General features: G+C 70.7%; 17 protein-coding genes. 6 read left to right on the forward strand and 11 right to left on the reverse strand.

All coding sequences use genetic code 11. The features are described 5' to 3' along the window. Positions 1–71: 71 nt before the first annotated feature. The gene (locus ACX27O_RS11155) at positions 72–458 is read left to right on the forward strand and encodes a nuclear transport factor 2 family protein (protein WP_458939373.1); all 387 of its coding nucleotides are present in this window, start codon (positions 72–74) and stop codon (positions 456–458) included. On the opposite strand, the gene ACX27O_RS11160 is transcribed toward ACX27O_RS11155, so the two are convergent. Together ACX27O_RS11160 and ACX27O_RS11165 are read right to left on the reverse strand one after the other, a co-directional pair. Next, positions 455–1399, reverse strand: coding sequence for an acyltransferase domain-containing protein (locus ACX27O_RS11160; RefSeq protein ID WP_210865925.1), 945 nt, complete (start codon positions 1397–1399; stop codon positions 455–457). The genes ACX27O_RS11155 and ACX27O_RS11160 overlap by 4 nt on opposite strands. Before the next feature lie 29 nt (positions 1400–1428). Then, a complete protein-coding gene (locus ACX27O_RS11165) occupies positions 1429–2013 on the reverse strand; it encodes a hypothetical protein (RefSeq protein ID WP_030332835.1) in 585 nt (194 codons plus the stop codon). A 174-nt stretch (positions 2014–2187) separates the two neighbouring features. Here ACX27O_RS11165 and ACX27O_RS11170 point away from each other — a divergent pair, with 174 nt between their 5' ends. After that, the gene (locus tag ACX27O_RS11170; RefSeq protein ID WP_030332834.1) at positions 2188–3099 is read left to right on the forward strand and encodes an NAD-dependent epimerase/dehydratase family protein; all 912 of its coding nucleotides are present in this window, start codon (positions 2188–2190) and stop codon (positions 3097–3099) included. Here the strand turns inward: ACX27O_RS11170 and ACX27O_RS11175 are convergent. Beyond that, positions 3073–3978, reverse strand: a complete 906-nt coding sequence (locus tag ACX27O_RS11175; protein ID WP_030332832.1) for a LysR family transcriptional regulator — start codon at positions 3976–3978, stop codon at positions 3073–3075. The two genes, ACX27O_RS11170 and ACX27O_RS11175, sit on opposite strands and share 27 nt — an antisense overlap. 168 nt (positions 3979–4146) lie before the next feature. On the opposite strand from ACX27O_RS11175, the gene ACX27O_RS11180 reads away from it, so the two are divergent. After that, positions 4147–4866, forward strand: a complete 720-nt coding sequence (locus ACX27O_RS11180; protein WP_030332830.1) for an SDR family oxidoreductase — start codon at positions 4147–4149, stop codon at positions 4864–4866. Between the two features lie 125 nt (positions 4867–4991). Here ACX27O_RS11180 and ACX27O_RS11185 read toward each other — a convergent pair whose 3' ends face one another. Next, entirely contained in the window at positions 4992–5432 is a 441-nt protein-coding gene (locus ACX27O_RS11185; RefSeq protein WP_030332827.1) for a VOC family protein, read from the reverse strand. Positions 5433–6439: 1007 nt separating this feature from the next. On the opposite strand from ACX27O_RS11185, the gene ACX27O_RS11190 reads away from it, so the two are divergent. Continuing rightward, positions 6440–6565 carry a hypothetical protein gene (locus tag ACX27O_RS11190; RefSeq protein WP_458939375.1) on the forward strand — a complete coding sequence of 42 codons (126 nt, stop codon included), beginning with the start codon at positions 6440–6442 and terminating at the stop codon, positions 6563–6565. On the opposite strand, the gene ACX27O_RS11195 is transcribed toward ACX27O_RS11190, so the two are convergent. The 6 genes from ACX27O_RS11195 to metH form a co-directional block, all read right to left on the reverse strand. Beyond that, the gene (locus ACX27O_RS11195; RefSeq protein WP_210859500.1) at positions 6562–6774 is read right to left on the reverse strand and encodes a hypothetical protein; all 213 of its coding nucleotides are present in this window, start codon (positions 6772–6774) and stop codon (positions 6562–6564) included. The genes ACX27O_RS11190 and ACX27O_RS11195 overlap by 4 nt on opposite strands. Before the next feature lie 629 nt (positions 6775–7403). Next, the gene (locus tag ACX27O_RS11200; protein WP_247680764.1) at positions 7404–8180 is read right to left on the reverse strand and encodes an MBL fold metallo-hydrolase; all 777 of its coding nucleotides are present in this window, start codon (positions 8178–8180) and stop codon (positions 7404–7406) included. A gap of 76 nt (positions 8181–8256) precedes the next feature. Continuing rightward, the gene (locus ACX27O_RS11205) at positions 8257–8784 is read right to left on the reverse strand and encodes a PspC domain-containing protein (RefSeq protein ID WP_458939376.1); all 528 of its coding nucleotides are present in this window, start codon (positions 8782–8784) and stop codon (positions 8257–8259) included. Between the two features lie 3 nt (positions 8785–8787). Next, positions 8788–9111, reverse strand: a complete 324-nt coding sequence (locus tag ACX27O_RS11210; protein WP_210859510.1) for a PadR family transcriptional regulator — start codon at positions 9109–9111, stop codon at positions 8788–8790. A gap of 85 nt (positions 9112–9196) precedes the next feature. Then, the gene (locus ACX27O_RS11215) at positions 9197–10822 is read right to left on the reverse strand and encodes a DUF885 domain-containing protein (protein ID WP_081883855.1); all 1626 of its coding nucleotides are present in this window, start codon (positions 10820–10822) and stop codon (positions 9197–9199) included. A 145-nt stretch (positions 10823–10967) separates the two neighbouring features. After that, entirely contained in the window at positions 10968–14468 is a 3501-nt protein-coding gene (gene metH, locus ACX27O_RS11220) for a methionine synthase (protein WP_458939474.1), read from the reverse strand. A 276-nt stretch (positions 14469–14744) separates the two neighbouring features. Between metH and ACX27O_RS11225 the strand changes: the two genes are divergently transcribed. Both ACX27O_RS11225 and ACX27O_RS11230 read left to right on the forward strand, forming a co-directional pair. Further along, positions 14745–15614 (forward strand): PAC2 family protein, encoded by an 870-nt coding sequence (locus ACX27O_RS11225; protein WP_030332815.1) that lies wholly within the window; start codon positions 14745–14747, stop codon positions 15612–15614. A gap of 123 nt (positions 15615–15737) precedes the next feature. Next, positions 15738–16529 (forward strand): GntR family transcriptional regulator, encoded by a 792-nt coding sequence (locus ACX27O_RS11230; protein WP_210865973.1) that lies wholly within the window; start codon positions 15738–15740, stop codon positions 16527–16529. A 310-nt stretch (positions 16530–16839) separates the two neighbouring features. On the opposite strand, the gene mshC is transcribed toward ACX27O_RS11230, so the two are convergent. After that, positions 16840–18078, reverse strand: a complete 1239-nt coding sequence (mshC, locus tag ACX27O_RS11235) for a cysteine--1-D-myo-inosityl 2-amino-2-deoxy-alpha-D-glucopyranoside ligase (protein ID WP_357639494.1) — start codon at positions 18076–18078, stop codon at positions 16840–16842. Positions 18079–18117 lie beyond the last annotated feature (39 nt).

Here is an 18117-nt window from a genome sequence, read left to right on the forward strand (position 1 = left end):
CATCGTCGGTGCGGACGCCATGAAGTGCGATGTCATCGACAACCACCCGGGCCGGGGAAACACTTGCGCCCATGACCACCGAGAACAAGAGCATCGTCGCACGCGCGTTGGCAGGGATGGTCGACACGGGCGACGTCGACACGCTCGCCTCGTTCCTGAGCGAGGACTTCATCCACCACCGGTCGGATTCGACGACCTCGACCAGGACGCAGTGGCTCGCCGCCGTCCGCGCCGCGCTGGGCCCGACCGCCGGCATGCGGGTCGACATCCTGCACCTGCTGGCCGACGGTGACCACGTCGTGGTGCACTCGCGACGCCGCCTACCCGACGCGGGGCCGGAGATCGTCGTGGTCGACGTCCTGCGGATCGCCGACGGGGCCATCGTGGAGGCGTGGGAGGTCATCGAACCGGCGGCCCACGCGACCGCCAACGGGACGTGGTGGAACCCGGCCGTCTAGATCGGGAAGTGGCCGCGACGCCAGTGCCAGTGGCCGCCGTCCCGCAGGTGGTCGATGATCGCGCGCTGGAGCACGGTGCGGCGCGGCAGCTCGTCCAGCGGCGTGGTCAGGGTGCGGAACCCGAACCGCAGCATCTCGATGTCGGCGTCCGGCCCCTCCGACTCCTGGTGGGGTTCCAGCTCGAACCGGCGCTGGAACCGCAGGATGTTGGAGTCCTCCGGAAGGTACTCCCGCAGCTGCGGGTCGAGCAGCCACGATCCGCAGGAGAACACCGTGTAGCGCTCGTCGGGAAAGTGCCGGGGGAAGAACGCGCGGGCCTCGTCCAGCGACGCCGTCACCGCCTGTGGGGTCAACGGCCCCGATTCGGGGACGTGCAGGCCGAGGGCGCCGTCGCCGCGCTGGTACTGCAGCCGGCCCAGCTCGTAGAGGCCACCGCGCGAGTGCAGCGTCAGCCAGCTCTGCATGACCGGCCAGCCGTCACCGCGCATCCGTCGGTCGACGGCGAGGTTGCGGCCCAGGTCGGCGAGGGTCACCCAGGACACGGCATCGGGGACGCCGTGGTCGCTGTGGTACCCCCGCACCACGTCGACCAGGGCCAGGTACGCGTACACGTAGAGGTGCCGCCAGGCGGGCCCCCGCTCGCGCGGCAGCTCCGGGCCGGGCGGCAGCCAGTCGTAGCCCCCGAGGTCGGCGCGGACCGCGGCGATCGAACGGTCGAGCAGCCAGCGCAGCTCCGCCGTCCACAGCGGTGAGCCCGGCTCCGGCCAGCCCGCCATGATCTCGGCGGCGTCGTCCGGCGGCACGGCGAGCCGGTCGAGGATCGCGGGCGCGTCCGCCTTCGGCGGCAACGGGGCGGACGGCCCGTCACCGGCGAGCCGGTGCACGCGGTCGACCTCCTCGACGGGCACGCCGAGCCGGGCAGCGATGTCGTCCAGATCCACGCCGACGAACCTACCGCCCGACGGGCATCTCAGGAGTCCGCCGGCACTCCGGCGTCGAGCTGCCCGATCATCGGCGCGAGGAGGTCGTTGAGTTCCCGGGCCAGCACCACCACGGCCCGGCGTGCCGCCGCGGCGACGTCGTCGTCCGGACCGTCGGGCGTCGGCGGCAGATCGTCGAGTGGGACCGGCGCCTCCACCTGCAGCAGCGCGCGCAGGTGCGGGCGGCGCGTCTGGTCCTGCTCGGTGGGTGTGGTGAACTGGCCGAACATCTGGGGCCAGTCCTGCCAACCACGGTCGCGCTGCCACTGCTTGGTCCAGGTCAGCTCGGCCGGCCAGCGGGAGGCCACCGTCACCGCACAGACCAGGCTGCCGTCCCAGGGGCTGCGGGCGCAGGTCGCCGAGATGATCCGCCGGTGCCAGCGGACGAAGCCCGGCGACAGCTCGGTGGCCAGCCGCCAGGCCGTCACCGCGAACGCCACCGGCGCGAAGTCGCCCCAGGTGTCGGCGAAGTCGTCGATCCGCCGCAGCACCTCGGCCTCGTACCGGCCGCGCCCCTCGACGCCGTGCTCGCGGTCGAACTGCTCGTCCAGCCAGAAAGCGCGCGGATCCGGCATCCTCAACCCCGTTTCGCCAGTGATGGTGTCCCGCATCCTCGAATCTAGGCGAATGTCGGGGTGTGGACGGCATCCTCGCCGGTTGTCGACCCCGCGCCGGAGCAGCCCGTCGGCTGCCGCCCCCGCAGCGGCAGACGCTTGACAAGGAGTGGGTTCCAGAGTGGACGATGCACCGTGCGCATTCTCGTGGTGGGTGGCAGCGGCCTGATCGGCGCTCACGTGGTGGACGTCCTGCGGGAGCGTGGCCACGCCGCGACAACTGTGGCGCGTACCGCCCAACCGGGCGTCGACCATCTGCTCGATGTCGGGTCCGCCTCGATCGAGGACCTGCGGCAGGTGCTCGCCGGTCACGACGGTGTCGTGTACGCCACCCGCACCGACGAGCAACGGCCGCTGCCCAAGCCGATCTATCCGGAGTTCCGCCGCGACAACGTCGACCCGGTGGTACGCCTGTTCACCGCCGCCCGCCTGGAAGGTCTCACCCGGGGTGTGGTGATGGGCTCCTACTACACCTACTTCGACCGGCTCCACCCCCAGTGGCGCCTGGCCGAGCGGCACACGTACATCCGGTGTCGCCTGGAGCAGGCCCGGGAGGGGCGGGCCGCCGCCGGCGAGGGCCTGCCGGTCGCCGTCCTCGAACTGCCTTTCGTCTTCGGTCGGGCCGGCGACCGGCTGCCCAACTGGGCCGGTCCGCTGGACCGGTGGGCGCGCTCGCGTACCCCGCTGGTCGCCCCGGTCGGCGGCAGCGCCGCGGCCTCCGCGCGCAGCGTGGCCGAGGTCGCCGTCGACGCCCTGGAGCAGGCCAGCGGCGCGGACCTCCCGGTCGCCGACGAGAACCTCAGCTGGCACGACATGCTCGCGCGCATCGCCGCGGCGGTCGGCCGGCCCCGCCGGGTCGGCCGCCTGCCGGCCGGCGCGGCGCGGGCCGCCCTGCGACTCGGCGGTGCGGCGCAGGCCCTCGGCCGAAAGGAGTCCGGGGTGAACCCGACCTACCTGGGCGATCTCCTGCTCGCCGACCTGTTCATCGAGCCGACGAGTGGCCGCCCGCTGGACCCGGCGCTACGCGAGACCTTCCGGAGCGCCTGACCCTCCTTGGCACCGATCACCCGGTGGTGGCGCCGCGAGGTCGACGAACTCGTGCACCAGCGGTGAGCGGTTGTCCTCGGCCCAGGCCAGGCACACCTGGTTGGGGCCGAGGTCGGCGACGGGCACGTGGACGACGTCCGGTCTGGTGTAGAACGTCGCCGTCGACAGCGGCAGGATCACCGTCCCGGCGTACGCGGCGACATGCTCCAGCTTCTCCTCGACGGAGTTCAGCGCGGGCCGAGGGCGAGGGTCGCTGTCGATGGGACGGTTCGGCAGGTCCCGCCACTCCGGCACCGCGTCCGGGTCCTGCAACAGCCGTTCCCCGGCCAGCTCGGCGAGGTCGACCGACTCCTTGCCGGCCAGCCGGTGATCGGTGGGCAGGACGACGACGCGGGGTTCGCTGAACAGTGGCCGCAGGCGCAGGCCGCGCTGGTCGACCGGAAGCCGGACGTAACTGACGTCCGCGCGCCCGTCACGGACGATGTCGGCCTGGTCGTCGAAGGAGGTCCGGACGACGTTGACGGCCAGGTCGGGGTGTCGCTGGCCGATGGCGCGGGCGTCGGCGGTGACGAGCAGGCCGGGCATGAACGCGATGGTGAACGTCGGCCTGCCGTGGGCGGCCCGCTGCACCCGCCGCCGTAGGGCCTCCGCCGAGGCGAGCAGCGCACGGGCGTCGGTCAGCAGCTGCCGACCGGCCTCGGTCAGCACCGTGGAGCGGCGGTCCCGAACGAAGAGCTCGGCGCGCAGTTCGTGCTCGAACGCCCGGATCTGCCGCGACAGGACCGGCTGGGCGATGTGCAGCCGGGCGGCGGCCCGACCGAAGTGCAGCTCCTCCGCGACCGCCACGAAGTAGCGGAGCTTGCGCAGATCGACGTCCACAGCACCCCCGTCCGGTTGCCGCCCCGGGCGGTTCCACGATACCCGCCGGGTATGAGTGGAGTGATGCCCAACGGGCATCACAGCAGGTGAAAGAGGTCTTGGACGCGGACGTTCCCGGCGGAGCACGGTGGTAGCCGTCTCCACCACCCGACCCGGAAGGACACGGTCATGACCCTCATCGACAAGCGCGTCGTCGTACTCGGCGGAACCTCGGGGATCGGCCTCGCCACCGCCGCCCGCGCCGCCCGCGAGGGCGCCCAGGTCGTGGTCGCCTCCAGCAACCAGCGCAGCGTGGACCGCGCCCTGACGACCCTGCCGACCACCACCCAGGGGTACGTCGCCAACCTCACCGATCCCGGTGCGGTGTCCCGGCTGTTCCGCGACCTCGGCTCGTTCGACCACCTCGTCTACACCGCCGGGGAACCCCTCGCGCTGATGGCCGTCGACGCCCTCGACCTCGACGCCGCCCGGACCGCCTTCGACCTGCGCTACTTCGGCTCCCTGTCGGCGGTCAACGCGGCACTGCCGCACCTGCGCCCCGGCGGGTCGATCACCCTCACCACCGGCACCGCCAACCACCGGCCCAACGCGGGCTGGTCGGTAGCGGCCAGCATCACCGGGGCGATCGACGCGCTGGTCCGCGCGCTCGCCGTCGAACTCGCCCCGATCCGGGTCAACGCCGTCTCCGCCGGCGTGATCCGCTCACCGCTGTGGGACTCCCTGCCCGAAGAAACCCGAGAGCAGATGTACGCGCAGCTCAGCGAGTCCCTTCCGCTCGGTCGGGTGGGTGAGCCCGAGGAGGTCGCCGAGGCGTTCGTCTACCTCCTGCGGGCGACCTACGCCACCGGCACCGTGGTGACGGTGGACGGCGGCACCCTGATCTCCTGAGCCCGCCGTCGGCGGTGGCGTGGCGTCGCCAAGGGCCGCACTACTTCACTGATGTAGTGGTCTGCGCCGCTCGCGAGGCCCCGACAACAGTGAAGTAGTGCGGGTGGGACCGACCGGCGGCGGCGTCAGCGGAGCTGTTCGGCCAGGCCGACGACGATGCCCTCGGGGCCGCGGACGTAGCAGAGCCGGAAGATGTCCTCGTACCGCTCCACCTCGCCGACCAGTTCGGCGCCGTGGCCGCGCAGCCGGGCTACCACGTCCTCGATGTCGTCGACGGCGAACATGATCCGCCGAATGCCCAGCGTGTTCGCCGGCGCGTCCCTCGGTGCCGTGATGATCGCCGCTGGTCGGTGGAACATCGCCAACTCGACCTTGCCGTGGCCGTCCGGGGTCCGCAGCATGGCCACCTCCTGCCGGACGTCGTCGATCCCGATGACCCGCTCCACCCACCGCCCCTCGACCGGCCCCCGCCCCTCCACCTCCATGCCGAGTTCGACGAAGAACGCGATGACCGCGTCAAGGTCCTCGACCACGATGAGGACGTTGTCCATCCGCTGGATCGCCATGCCGGATCTCCCTGCTCTGCTGCGATCACGATGACCGCATCCTCCCCGAGGACGGAGCCACCCGGCGGTCTTCGACATTCAGAGCAGACCGTCTGCCGCGTCGCGGCTGTCGCACCGCTGGTACGGGACCAGATCATGAATGCGGACGGCACGCTCGCCGGGTGACGTGCGGTCACCGCATCTGGTGTGCCACAGCAACCGGGCTGTCGACCAGGGAGATACCGCAAGATCGGCAGTTGCGGCCGGCGTGCAGAATAGATCCATGCAGATATCCGACTGGATAGCCCTGGCAGGCACCGCGGGCGGCCTTCTGATGAGCCTGGCAGCAATTTTCGTAACTTATCATATTTATCACCTCCAAACCGAAGAGGCGAGGAGGAACGGACGTGATGTGGAAACCCCTGCGCTGCTCGCGCACATCCTGCGCCTGATCGAGATGATCCTGTCGATCATGCCCTCGGCGTGGAACGAATCGCGCAGAAAGCGAGGCCCGGACATCAGCGAACAACAGGGGACAGGACCCGTCCCGCCACGACATGTCCCGCCAGCGCCGCGACCACAGAAACGATCCGACGGGGAGTCTCCACGTCAACGGTCAACCGCGCAACCCGAGAAAGACCGCGCGCACGCACCGGAACCAGCGGGCAGAGAACCTGGCAACCTGTCCTCAATGCCTTCAGCGTCGGAAGAGTCCCCACCGCCTCCCGGTGACACTCCTGACCCCACTGTCCCCGCAGGCGAGACACCGTCGACGCGCGGCAAACAATTACTGATGGGTCCGGAGATAAGATTTACACAGGTGCCGACGGAACGCCCGCCCTACCAAGAACTCTTAGAAGAAATAGATAGAATGATGCCGTCCGATGAGCACGGGGAGAGGCACGATCCACCGAACCGTGAGCGTGACACCCCCGATTACGGCATCCCAGGGCTCTAACATCCTGCCCCAGTTGCGAAACTGGGGGCTGCGGCGTGCTGTCTGCCCGGCTGCTGCGAGGGAGCGGCAAGTGCAGTGGACCGACATCGGTCGCCAGCTGCCCGACGTTGGAGATCGTGGCACGTTGACGTTCGACGTCGACCAGTACGCCGCAAACCTGTGGCCCTTGGCCGAGCTGCGGCCCTGCGGTGACTAGTCCCGGTCCCACTCCGTCGAGGCCGTGAGCACCAGCGGGATCGTGTCGACCAACTCTTGCGGTCCCTCGATTTGCCACGCACGTACGCAGCAGCCGCAGCCGCTCTCCGCGATTGAGGTCAACGACTCGCGATATCGCGCGATCCAGGCTTCGGCGTCGACCACCTCGCTGGGGATGTCGACGCGGGCCATCATGCTGAATCGAGACACAGCGACACCGTAGCGGGAACCAGGCCCCTGCGCGCTACCAGTGCCGACGCCATTCGAGGCCACCCCGATGCGCCACCGCCGGGGCGTCACCGCGCTGGACGTACAGCACATCATCCTCAACCCACCAGACGTCAGCGGCACGAAGAAGAACCGGACATGCCAACGTCAGGGCAAGGCGACAGCCGCCCGAGCTGCCAGGCAAGCCCTCCAGCCCGTCCACGAACACCGCCCGGCCAGCTGTGACGGGCTCAGTCTCCACGCCACCATCTTGCCGGTGCCCGTGTGGCCCGGCGACCCCTTGACCTTCAAGCGACAATCGCGGCGCGCCTACCTACTCCCTGTCGAGCCCTGACTCCGGGCATGGTCCAGATACCCATCAGCCCCCTACGGCTACCCTCGCACGGTGGAGCCAGGAGGTCAGGACACCGAGGCACCCCCGCCTCGCCCCACAGGCGTCCACCGCCGATGCCCGGAATGCCGTGGTGTCGCGCGGCTCCCGGGCATGGTGAAGACGACGGGCATGGGCAAGGGAATGGGAAGCGTTTTCGGGCCCTGTCCCACCTGTGATGGCGTTGGCTACCTGACTGATGACGACGATGCGGACTGACCATGGGCAGAAACGGGGCTGATCAGCCGCAGCGGCGACAGGCGCATCCGCTGTCTGGCGTCCCGAGCGTCAGCGTGAGCCCTTCCTCAGCCGCCATAACGGCACTGCCGAACTCCACCTGCGCGGCCGCCACCGCCACCTCCCGGTCGTTGCCCGGCCAGAAGTGGGTGAGCATCAGGCGGCGGGCGCCCGCCCGACGAGCCCACCGACCAGCCTCGGTGGAGGTCAACAGGTTTCGGGTGGGACGGCTCGTCTCGCCGTCGCGGTCCGTCGCCTCGACGATGAACAGGTCAGCGTCATGTCCCAGCTCGGCCAGCGCGGGAGTCGGCCCGGTGTCCCCGGAGTAGGCCAGGACAATCCCGTCGGCCGCGATCCGGACGCCGGCGTTGGGCACGAAGTGCGGGAGAGACAGCCCGGTCAGGTCGAACGGCCCGACCCGGTACCCGCCGGGTAACGGGTGCAGGTCGAAGACCGCCTGTAGATCGACATCGGGCTCCAAGCCGCTGAGCCGGTCGAGCACGCCGGGCGGGCAGAACAACGGCAGCCGTGGCCCCCCGGGTTGACCGTAGAACCGCATCCTGAACAGACCGTGCAGGTCGACGCAGTGATCCGGGTGCTCGTGGGTGACGACGACAGCGTCCAGCACGCCGTCCGGCCAGTGTCTGAGCAGCCGCGGCAGCGTGGCATAGCCCAGGTCCAGCACCAAGCGGTAGCCGTCCCAGTCCACGGCGAAACCGCTGCAGGCGCGGCCGGGTTCGGGGAAGCCACCGCAACTTCCGAGCACTGTGACCTGTCGCATCCCGGCAGCGTCGCACCTGAAGGGCCGGCGCCGCATGCCCGGGCGGGACTGTCCCTTCCGGCTGTGCGCTGTCGGTTCACGGGTATCGCGGTGCGTCCCGTTGGCGCTCGTAGTCGGTGACCGTCGGGACGACGGGCAGCACGAGCAGCAGGACCAGGTACGCCACGCCGAGCAGCCCACCGGTGACCAGGGTCAGCAGCAGCACGACGGTTCGTACCCAGTCGACACGGAACTCGCCGTACGCCGCGACGCCGAGACAGATGCCGCCGAACCACTTGCCCTCGTTGATCCGACACCAGAACCGGCCACGCGACCTCCCCTGGACGGACGGCGGCGCGGGGCGTGCCGGGCTCACCGGCCCCAGCTCGGCCAGGATCGCCGTCATCCGGGCACCGGTCACCGCGTCGTCGCCCGAGGCCGTGCGAGCGCTCAGCCGGTCGCCGATCGCTGATTCGAGGTCTCGGACGATCTCGTCAGCGTCCGGGTCGGTGCGCAGCGCGCGTCGCGCGTCGTCGAGGTACTGCCGCAGGGCGTCGCGCGCGCCGGGGGTGGCGGGGAAGGCCGCGACATACCCGGTGAGGCGGATGGATACCGGCTCGTTCATGAATCATCGTCCAATCGTGTTGATCATGAGGGTCAGTTCGCCCCAGTAGTCGCGGAACGCGGTGAGCTGCCCCCTGCCGGCATCCGTGAGGGAGAAGTACTTCCGGGGTGGCCCGGACGGCGACTCACGCCACTCGTGGTGCACGAGCCCGTCTCGACGGAGTTTGCTCAGCAGCGGATACAGCGTGCCCTCCTGGGCGGGAAAACCTGCCTGCTGTAGAGCGGCGAGGATCTCGGCCGCGTACCGCTGCTGGGACTCGACGGCAGCCAGGACGAGTGGTTCGAGCAGGCCGCGCCGCAACGCAACGAGCTTCGGATCGGGCTGCATACCACTACATTGTCATGGCAAGGTACCTATCACAATGCCAAAGCGCGCGGCGCGCACACCACTTGACCGATCCCTGGCGATCGCCCTATGGCGCGCGGCCAACCTCAAGGGCCGCCGTCAACTGATCCAGCCCCAGCGAACCCAGCCCCAGCGCGTAGCGATGGAATGCGCGCCGGTCGCCGGGGAAGGACGAGCGGCCTGCCAGCCACACGCGCTCACCCACCTTGTAAGCCAGCGCCTGCCCTGGCCGGCCCAGGTAACGCGCAAGCTCGGCGGACGCGTACGGCCCCTGATGACAGCGGTCCCGCAGCAGCTGCAGCGCAGCATCCGGCGTCCACACTGCTCCGTCACCAGACGGCACCGGCAGCCGCAGGTGCAGACCGATGTCGAGCACGACCCGTGCCGCCCGCAGGAGCTGCATGTACAGATAGCCCAGTCGAGCACCCGGCTGGTCGTAGAGCCCGAGCTCGTCCATGAACCGCTCGGCGTACAGGGCCCAGCCCTCCTGGCTGCCGGCAAGGCCGCCGAGCAGGTTCAGCCGCTGCCCGAGGCCTCCCCGGCAGACCTCGGAGCCGAGGTGGAGGTGGTGCCCGGGAACGCCCTCGTGATAGGCGGTGCTGTACGCGTACCAGGTGGGGAAACTCGTCGCGTCCTCGAGGACGGACCACCAGACCCGGCCCGGCCGCGCCACGTCCCGCGACGGCCCGATGTAGGCAATACCGGACGACGTGGTCAACCGCGACTCGATGCGCCGCAGCGGGGCGGGAATGTCAAAATGTACGCCGTCCAGTCGCTCGGTGGTGGCCTCCAACAGCTCCTGCAACCACCCGCCGAATGCCTCCCTGCTGTGCAGCGTGCCAGGCGCGTCGGGGCTGGCGAGCCAGGCGAGCACCTCGGGCACGCTCCCGCCCAGGGCCTTCGCTTCCGCGATCAGTTCTGCCTCTGTCGCTCGGAACTCGTCCCAGCCCCAGTCGTACAACTCGCGCAGATCAGGGCGGGCCGCGAGGAAGGTACGCACCCAGAGTGCGTACCGCTGCTGACCGAACGCCTCCTCCTCAACGGCCCGTGGTGCCAGGTCTGCGGTCAGCATCTCGGCCAGTCTCTGGTACGCCGCTCGCGCGCCCGTCGCTGCGGCCTGCAACGACGCCCGCTGACGCCCATCGCCGTAGCGATCCACCAAGGCGACATCGTCGTCGATCCAGGTGCGACAGCGCTGCGTGACCAGCTCCACCTGACGCCGGGCCGGCACATTGCCGCGCTCCGCGGAAAGCAGGAGGCTGCGGGCGTACCCGTCCAGGGCCGTGGGGATCGCGGCCAGGCGTGCGCAGACACGAGCCCAACCCTCCTCGAAGGCCGCGCCCTCGGCGCCGTGGCCCGGAACCGCGGCCTCGACGGCCTGGCGGATGAGCTGGAGCGGACCGGTGGCCGCCGCGTGCAGTTCGCGCAGGTCCTCCCCGGCGTCATGCACGGCGATCCGCGCACTCAGCCGTTCGGCGAGGTGGGCGTGCAGCGCGGTCGCGGCCGGCAGTGCGTCACCCACGGTCTCGAGTTCGTGCAGGGCGCGGGCCGCGAGGTCGGCGCGGGCCTGGTGGCCCTCCGGGCTGTAGTCGGTAAGCCCGTCGACATCCTGCTCGCCGGCCTCGACGACCGCTGTGCACGGGTCGAGGCCGGCCATGTCGCGCAGGAGCCGACCCGCGAAGTCCTCGATCATGGGGCCGATGCTAGGGCCTTGCCTCAGCTGCCGTGGTGCGAGCAGCATCGATCGCGGCAAACGGACTAGCACATCTGACCGCGGCATGATCATGACTCAGCCGCCGTTCGGACGAGCTCACATGCAGGTCAGGGCACTTGCGCCGTTATTTGGCGTTGAAGTAGTTGGCCTCCGGGTGGTGGACGACGATCGCGTCGGTGGCCTGCTCCGGCATCAGCTGGAACTCCTCGGACAGCTCGACCCCGATCCGGTCCGCCCCGAGCAGGTCCATGATCTTCGCCCGGTCCTCCAGGTCCGGGCAGGCCGGGTAGCCGAACGCGTACCGGCAACCCCGGTAGTCGTTGTGCAGGATGCCGGCCAGGTCCGCCGGGTCGTCGTGCCCCAGCGGGCGGCCGTCGGGCAGGGTCATCTCGGCGCGGATGCGCTGGTGCCAGTATTCGGCGAGCGCCTCGGTGAGCTGCACGGAGAGCCCGTGCACCTCCAGGTAGTCGCGGTACTCGTTGCGGGCGAACAGCTTCGCCGCGTACTCGCTGACCGGCTGACCCACGGTGACCAGTTGCAACGCGACCACATCGAGCTGCTCGCCCCGGGGCTTGAAGAAGTCCGCCAGGCAGAGCCGCCGCTCCTGCCGCTGCCGGGGGAACGAGAACCGGGCGCGCTCCGCGTGCCCGTTCTCGTCGAGCACCACCAGGTCATTGCCTTCGGAGTACGCCGGGAAGTAGCCGTACACCACGGCTGCCTCAAGGACCTGGTCGGCGATCAACCGGTCCAGCCAGTACCGCAGGCGCGGGCGGCCCTCGGTCTCGACAAGCTCCTCGTAGGAGGGTCCGCTGCCGCCCCGGGCGCCGCGCAGGCCCCACTGCCCGGAGAAGGTGGCCCGCTCGTCGAGCAGTGCCGCGTAGTCGGCCATCGGCACGCCCTTGACCACCCGGGTGCCGAAGAACGGCGGGGTGGGCACCGCCACGTCGGCGGCGACGTCGGAGCGGACCGAGGAGTCGTGCAGCTCCGGCAGCGACGTGCTGACCACCGAGCGCTGCCGTTCCCGGCGCGTCCGCCGGGCCGCGAGGGCCGCCTCCCGCTCGGGGTCGATCACCGGCGCGCCGCCACGCTTGGCGGTCATCACCCTGTCCATCAGGGACAGACCCTCGAACGCGTCCCGCGCGTAGTGCACCTGCCCGGGGAACATCGCGCGCAGGTCGTCCTCGACGTACGCGCGGGTCAGCGCCGCCCCACCCAGCAGGACGGGCCACCGCTCGGCGACCCCGCGGGTGGCCATCTCGGCCAGGTTCTCCTTCATGATGACGGTGCTCTTCACCAGCAGCCCGGACATGCCGATCGCGTCGGCGCGGTGCTGCTCGGCGGCATCCAGGATGGCGCTGATCGGCTGCTTGATGCCGATGTTCACCACCTCGTAGCCGTTGTTGGACAGGATGATGTCGACCAGGTTCTTGCCGATGTCGTGCACGTCGCCGCGCACTGTGGCGAGCACGATGCGGCCCTTGCCGCCGTCCTCCGCGGTCTCCATGTGCGGTTCCAGGTAGGCCACCGCGGTCTTCATCACCTCGGCGGACTGGAGCACGAACGGCAGCTGCATCTGGCCGGAGCCGAACAGCTCACCGACCACCTTCATGCCGTCCAGCAGGATGTCGTTGATGATCGACAGCGGGGACCGGCCGCCGGCCATCGCGTCGTCCAGGTCGGCCTCCAGGCCGTTGCGCTCACCGTCGATGATCCGCCGCTTGAGCCGTTCGTCCAGCGGCAGCGCGGCCAACTCCTGGGCCCGGCTGGCCCGGGCGCTGGTCACGTCGACGCCCTCGAAGAGCTCCAGGAACCGCTGCACCGGGTCGTATCCCTCGCGGCGCCGGTCGTAGACCAGGTCCAGGGCGACCTCGCGCTGCTCGTCGGGGATCTTCGACATCGGCAGGATCTTGCTGGCGTGCACGATCGCCGAGGTCAGGCCGGCCTGCACGCACTCGTGCAGGAACACCGAGTTGAGCACCTGCCGGGCCGCCGGGTTGAGGCCGAAGGAGATGTTCGAGATGCCCAGGGTGAAGTTGACGCCCGGGTAGCGGCGGGCGATCTCGCGGATCGCCTCGATCGTCTCGAGGCCGTCGCGGCGGGTCTCCTCCTGCCCGGTGGCGATCGGGAAGGTCAGCGCGTCGATTAGGATGTCGGAGCGGTCCATCCCCCACCGGCCGGTCAGGTCGTCGATCAACCGGGCCGCGACCCGGACCTTCCACTCCTGGGTACGGGCCTGGCCCTCCTCGTCGATGAGCAGCGCCACCACCGCCGCGCCGTGCTCACGGACGATCGGCATCACCCGCGCGTACCGGGACTCGGGGCCGTCGCCGTCCTCGAAGTTCACCGAGTTGACCACGCACCGCCCGCCGAGCATCTCCAGCCCGGCCTCGACGACCGCCGGCTCGGTGGAGTCCAACATGATGGGCAGGGTCGACGCGGTGGCGAACCGGCCGGCCAGCTCCCGCATGTCCTGGGTGCCGTCGCGGCCGACGTAGTCCACGCAGAGGTCGAGCAGGTGCGAGCCGTCGCGCGCCTGGCTGCGGGCGATCTCCACACAGGCCCGCCAGTCGCCGGCGAGCATCGCCTCCCGGAACGCCTTCGAGCCGTTGGCGTTGGTCCGCTCCCCCACCATCAGCACCGACGCGTCCTGGGCGAACGGCACCGGGTGGTACACCGAGGACACACCCGCCTCGTGTCGGGGCTCGCGGGCCGGGGCGGTCACGCCGTGCAGCCGCTCGGACAGCACCTGGATGTGCTCCGGGGTGGTGCCGCAGCAGCCGCCGACAAGCCCCACGCCGTACTCGGTGACGAACCGCTCCAGGGCCTCGGCCAGCTCCACGGGAGTCAGCGGGAAGTACGCCCCGTCGGCGGTCAACACCGGCAGGCCGGCGTTCGGCATCACCGACAGCGGGATGCGGGAGTGCTGCGACAGGTACCGCAGGTGCTCGCTCATCTCGGCCGGGCCGGTCGAGCAGTTGAGCCCGATCAGGTCCACGCCCAGCGGTTCGATCGCGGCTAGGGCCGCACCGATCTCGCTGCCGACCAGCATCGTGCCGGTGGTCTCCACGGCGACGTGACAGATGATCGGCACCGACTGGCCCAGCTCGGCCATCGCCCGCTTCGACCCGACCACCGCCGCCTTGACCTGGAGCAGGTCCTGGCAGGTCTCGATGATCAGCGCGTCCGCGCCACCAGCGATCAGACCGGCGGCGTTCTCCTGGTAGGCGTCGCGCAGGGTCGAGTAGTCGGCGTGCCCGAGGGTGGGCAGCTTGGTGCCCGGCCCGATCGAGCCGAGCACGAACCGGGGCCGCTGCGGGGTGCTGGCCGCGTCGGCGGCCTCCCGGGCGATCCGGGCGCCCGCCTCGGACAACTCGCGGATGCGCTGCGGGATGTCGTACTCGGCGAGGTTGGCGAGGTTGGCGCCGAAGGTGTTGGTCTCCACGCAGTCCGCACCGGCGGCCAGGTAGGCGTCGTGCACCCCGCGCACCACGTCCGGGCGGGTGACGTTGAGGATCTCGTTGCACCCCTCGAGCCCGTCGAAGTCGTCGAGCGTGAGGTCCGCGGCCTGGAGCATCGTGCCCATCGCACCGTCGGCGATGAGAACCCGCTCAGCCAGCACATCCATCAATGAAGTCCGCACCCGTTCAGGTTAGTGCGATTCGGCCGGACTCCACGACCATCCTCGAGCGATCCCCTATTGTGTCACGGGGATCACCCTGTCTGGTTCGTTCGGGTATGACCTGCTGTCGGAGCGGCCGACCGGCGCGGCCGACGGGCCGTGCCCCCGCCCTGCACGTAGGCTGACGGACGTGAAGGACAACAGGGACGCCACCGTGCACCACGGCAGGACGACCGGGCGCGGTCCCGGCGCCAGCCGCGACGAGCAGGGTGAGGTGACGGCGTGACCGAGTTCGACGGACTGCCGGTGCTGCGGTCCCCCGTGGCGATCGCCGCGTTCGAGGGCTGGAACGACGCCGCCGACGCGTCCACCGCCGCCGTCGAGCACCTGGAGCAGGTCTGGAACGCCCGGCAGATCGCCGAGTTGGATCCGGAGGACTTCTACGACTTCCAGGTCAGCCGGCCCACCATCACGATGGCCGACGGCGAGACCCGGCGGGTGGAGTGGCCGACGACCCGGTTCATGGTGGCCAGCCCGGAGGGCACCGACCGCGACGTGGTGCTGATCCGCGGCATCGAGCCGAGCATGCGCTGGCGGACGTTCTGCGAGCAGGTGCTGGAGATCTGCCACAGCCTGGAGGTGGAACGGGTGGTGCTGCTCGGCGCGTTACTGGCCGACGTTCCATACACTCGGCCGCTGCCGATCAGCGGCAGCGCCTCCGACGCGCAGGCCGCGGAGCGCTACCAGCTCACCCCCACCCGGTACGACGGCCCGACCGGCATCGTCGGCGTGCTGCACGACGCGTGCACCCGCGCCGAGGTGGACGCCGTCTCGTTCTGGGTGCACGTGCCGCACTACGCCAACAACCCGCCCTGCCCGAAGGCCACTCTCGCCCTGCTGCACCGGGTCGAGGAGGTCGTCGACCTGCCGGTGCCGATGGCCGACCTGGCCGAGGAGTCCGCCGAGTGGGAGCAGCGGGTGCGCAGCGCCGCCGAGCAGGACGCCGAGTTGGGTGAGTACGTCCGCGAGCTGGAGGAACGGGTCGGCGACGAGGGCATCACCCCGTTGACCGGTGACGAGATCGCCCAGGAGTTCGAGAAGTACCTGCGCCGCCGGGGCGGTTCCGCCGGCCCCACCGCCGGTTCCTGGTAGCCGCCGCTCCCCTGCGGGCCTTCGGACCTTTGTGGTCCGGGGGCCCGTTTTGGCGTGTCCGGGGTGGCGCCGTCACACCCGCTAGGGCATCCTAGGAACCTAGATGTGATCAAGGAGGCGGGTGTGCAGATCAACCCCGGGGCCGCCGAGTTCCCGCACCGACAGATCGCCGCGCAGCTCAAGGCCCAGGTCCGCCGCGGCGACTGGGGGCCGGGCGAGCGGCTGCCGTCCATCCCGGCCATCGCCGAGATGTTCGGCGTCGCCAAGCAGACCGTGCAACGCGCCGTCGACCAGCTGCGGGTCGAGGGCATCCTGATCACCAAACCCGGCTCCGGTACGTACGTCCGGGGCACCCGCCGCCGACTCAACCGCCTCTCCCGGGGCCGCTACGGCGGCTTCCGCGGCTACCACACCGACCTGGCCGCCCGGTACCGGCAGCAGCTCGTCTCCGTCGGGCCCGCCCCCGCCCCCGCCGAGGTGGCCGACGCCTTCGGCGTGTCCGACGGCACCAGCCTGCTGTGCCGCCGGCACCTCGTACGCACCGACGACTCCCCCGTCGAGGTGGGCGCCTCCTGGTTCCTGCCCCGCGACACCGCGGGCACCTCCCTGGAGCGCACCGAGGCGTTCGGCCGACCGCTCTACCAGGAGGCCGAGGAAGCCACCGGGCGGCGCTACGTCTCGGCCACCGACACGATCAGCGCCCGCCAGCCGAGCCGGGAGGAGGCCGAGATCCTCCAGATCCGACCCGACACCCCCGTGCTGCACCTGCTGCACGTCGCGTACGACGCGCACCGCAAGCCGATCGAGGTGTCCCAGGCGACCTGGCCCGGCCCGATGACCACGCTCACCGAGGAGTACAAGATCCCCGGCCCAAGCCCGGACCCAGAACCCGACCCCGGCCTAATCCTGGGCTGACGGTCCCCACGGACCACAACCCCGCGCGCACCCCGCGCGCACCCCGCGCGCACCCCGGTCGATCATGAGGTTGACGGATCCGGCAGAGATCGAAATGCCCGCCAACCTCATGATCAACGCGGTCTGGGTTAACTGTGCGGCGTCTTGTCGGGATCGATCGGGTGTCTTGGGGTGATCGACTCGGCTTTGTGGAAGTCGGGGCATCGCACTGGTCGGGACGCCGCGACTTCCTGAAAACCGAGTCGATCATCCTCCCGCAACCGACGCGCGGCGTGCGGGCGGGCGGGTGTCCGCCGCCGGGGGCGGGGGGCTAGAGGCGGATGCCCAGGAGAGCGTCCACCGTGTTCGCGAAGAGCGCGGGGGCCTCCGGGTCGTCCGTGGCGCCGGCCAGGGCCGCCTCGGCCCAGCGGTCGGCCACCGCCAGCGCGCCGGGGGTGTCGAGGTCGTCGGCCAGTCGGGCGCGTACCTCGGCCAGCAGCTCAGCCCCGGACGGCCCGGCGGGCGCGGCGGCGGCCCGCCGCCAACGGTCCAGACGCTCGTACGCGGCGGCGAGCAGCTCGTCGGTCCAGGTACGGTCGCTGCGGTAGTGCCCGGAGATCAGCGCCAGCCGGATCGCCATCGGGTCGACCTTGTCGGCGCGCAGCCGGGACACGAAGACCAGGTTGCCCCGGGACTTGGACATCTTCTCGCCGTCCAGGCCGATCATCCCGGCGTGTACGTAGTGCTCGGCGAACGGCGCCTGACCGGTGAGCCGCTCGGCGTGCGCGGCGGACGCCTCGTGGTGCGGGAAGAGCAGGTCGTTGCCGCCGCCCTGCACGTCGATCCGGTCGCCGAGCAGGTTGAGCGCGATCACCGCGCACTCGATGTGCCAGCCGGGGCGGCCCGGGCCCAGCTCGCCGCCCGGCCAGGACGGCTCGCCCTCGCGGGCTCCGCGCCACAGCAGCGGGTCGAGGGGGTCCCGCTTGCCGGCCCGGTCGGGGTCGCCGCCGCGCTCCGGGAAGATCTCCAGCATCTGCTCGCGGGTCAGGTTCGACTCGTAGCCGAAGCGGGGCGTGGCGGAGATGTCGAAGTAGACGTCGCCGGTGCCGTCGTCGAGCCGGTACGCGGCGCCGTCCTTGAGCAGCACCTCGACCTTCTCGACGATGTCCGGGATCGACTCGACGGCGCCCACGTAGTGCGCCGGCGGGATGATCCGCAGCGCCTCCATGTCCTCCCGGAACAGCGCCGTCTCGCGCATCGCCAGGACCACCCAGTCCTCGCCGTCGCGGGCGGCCCGCTCCAGCAGCGGGTCGTCGATGTCGGTGACGTTCTGCACGTAGCGCACCGGGCGGCCGGAGTCGCGCCACATCCGCTGCACCAGGTCGAACGTGATCATGGTGGCGGCGTGGCCGAGGTGGGTGGCGTCGTACGGGGTGATGCCGCAGACGTACATGCTTCCCGCGTCGGCCGGCTCACTCGGGTGGACACCCTGCCGCGCCGAGTCGTACAACGCCAGCGGCTCGCCCCTGCCCGGCAGCCGTGGCACCTCGTGTCCCGCCCAAGACTCCATGGGATCAGCCTAGCCAGCCCGGCGACGACGCCGGAGCAC

Source organism: Micromonospora sp. SD19 (genome assembly GCF_054462275.1).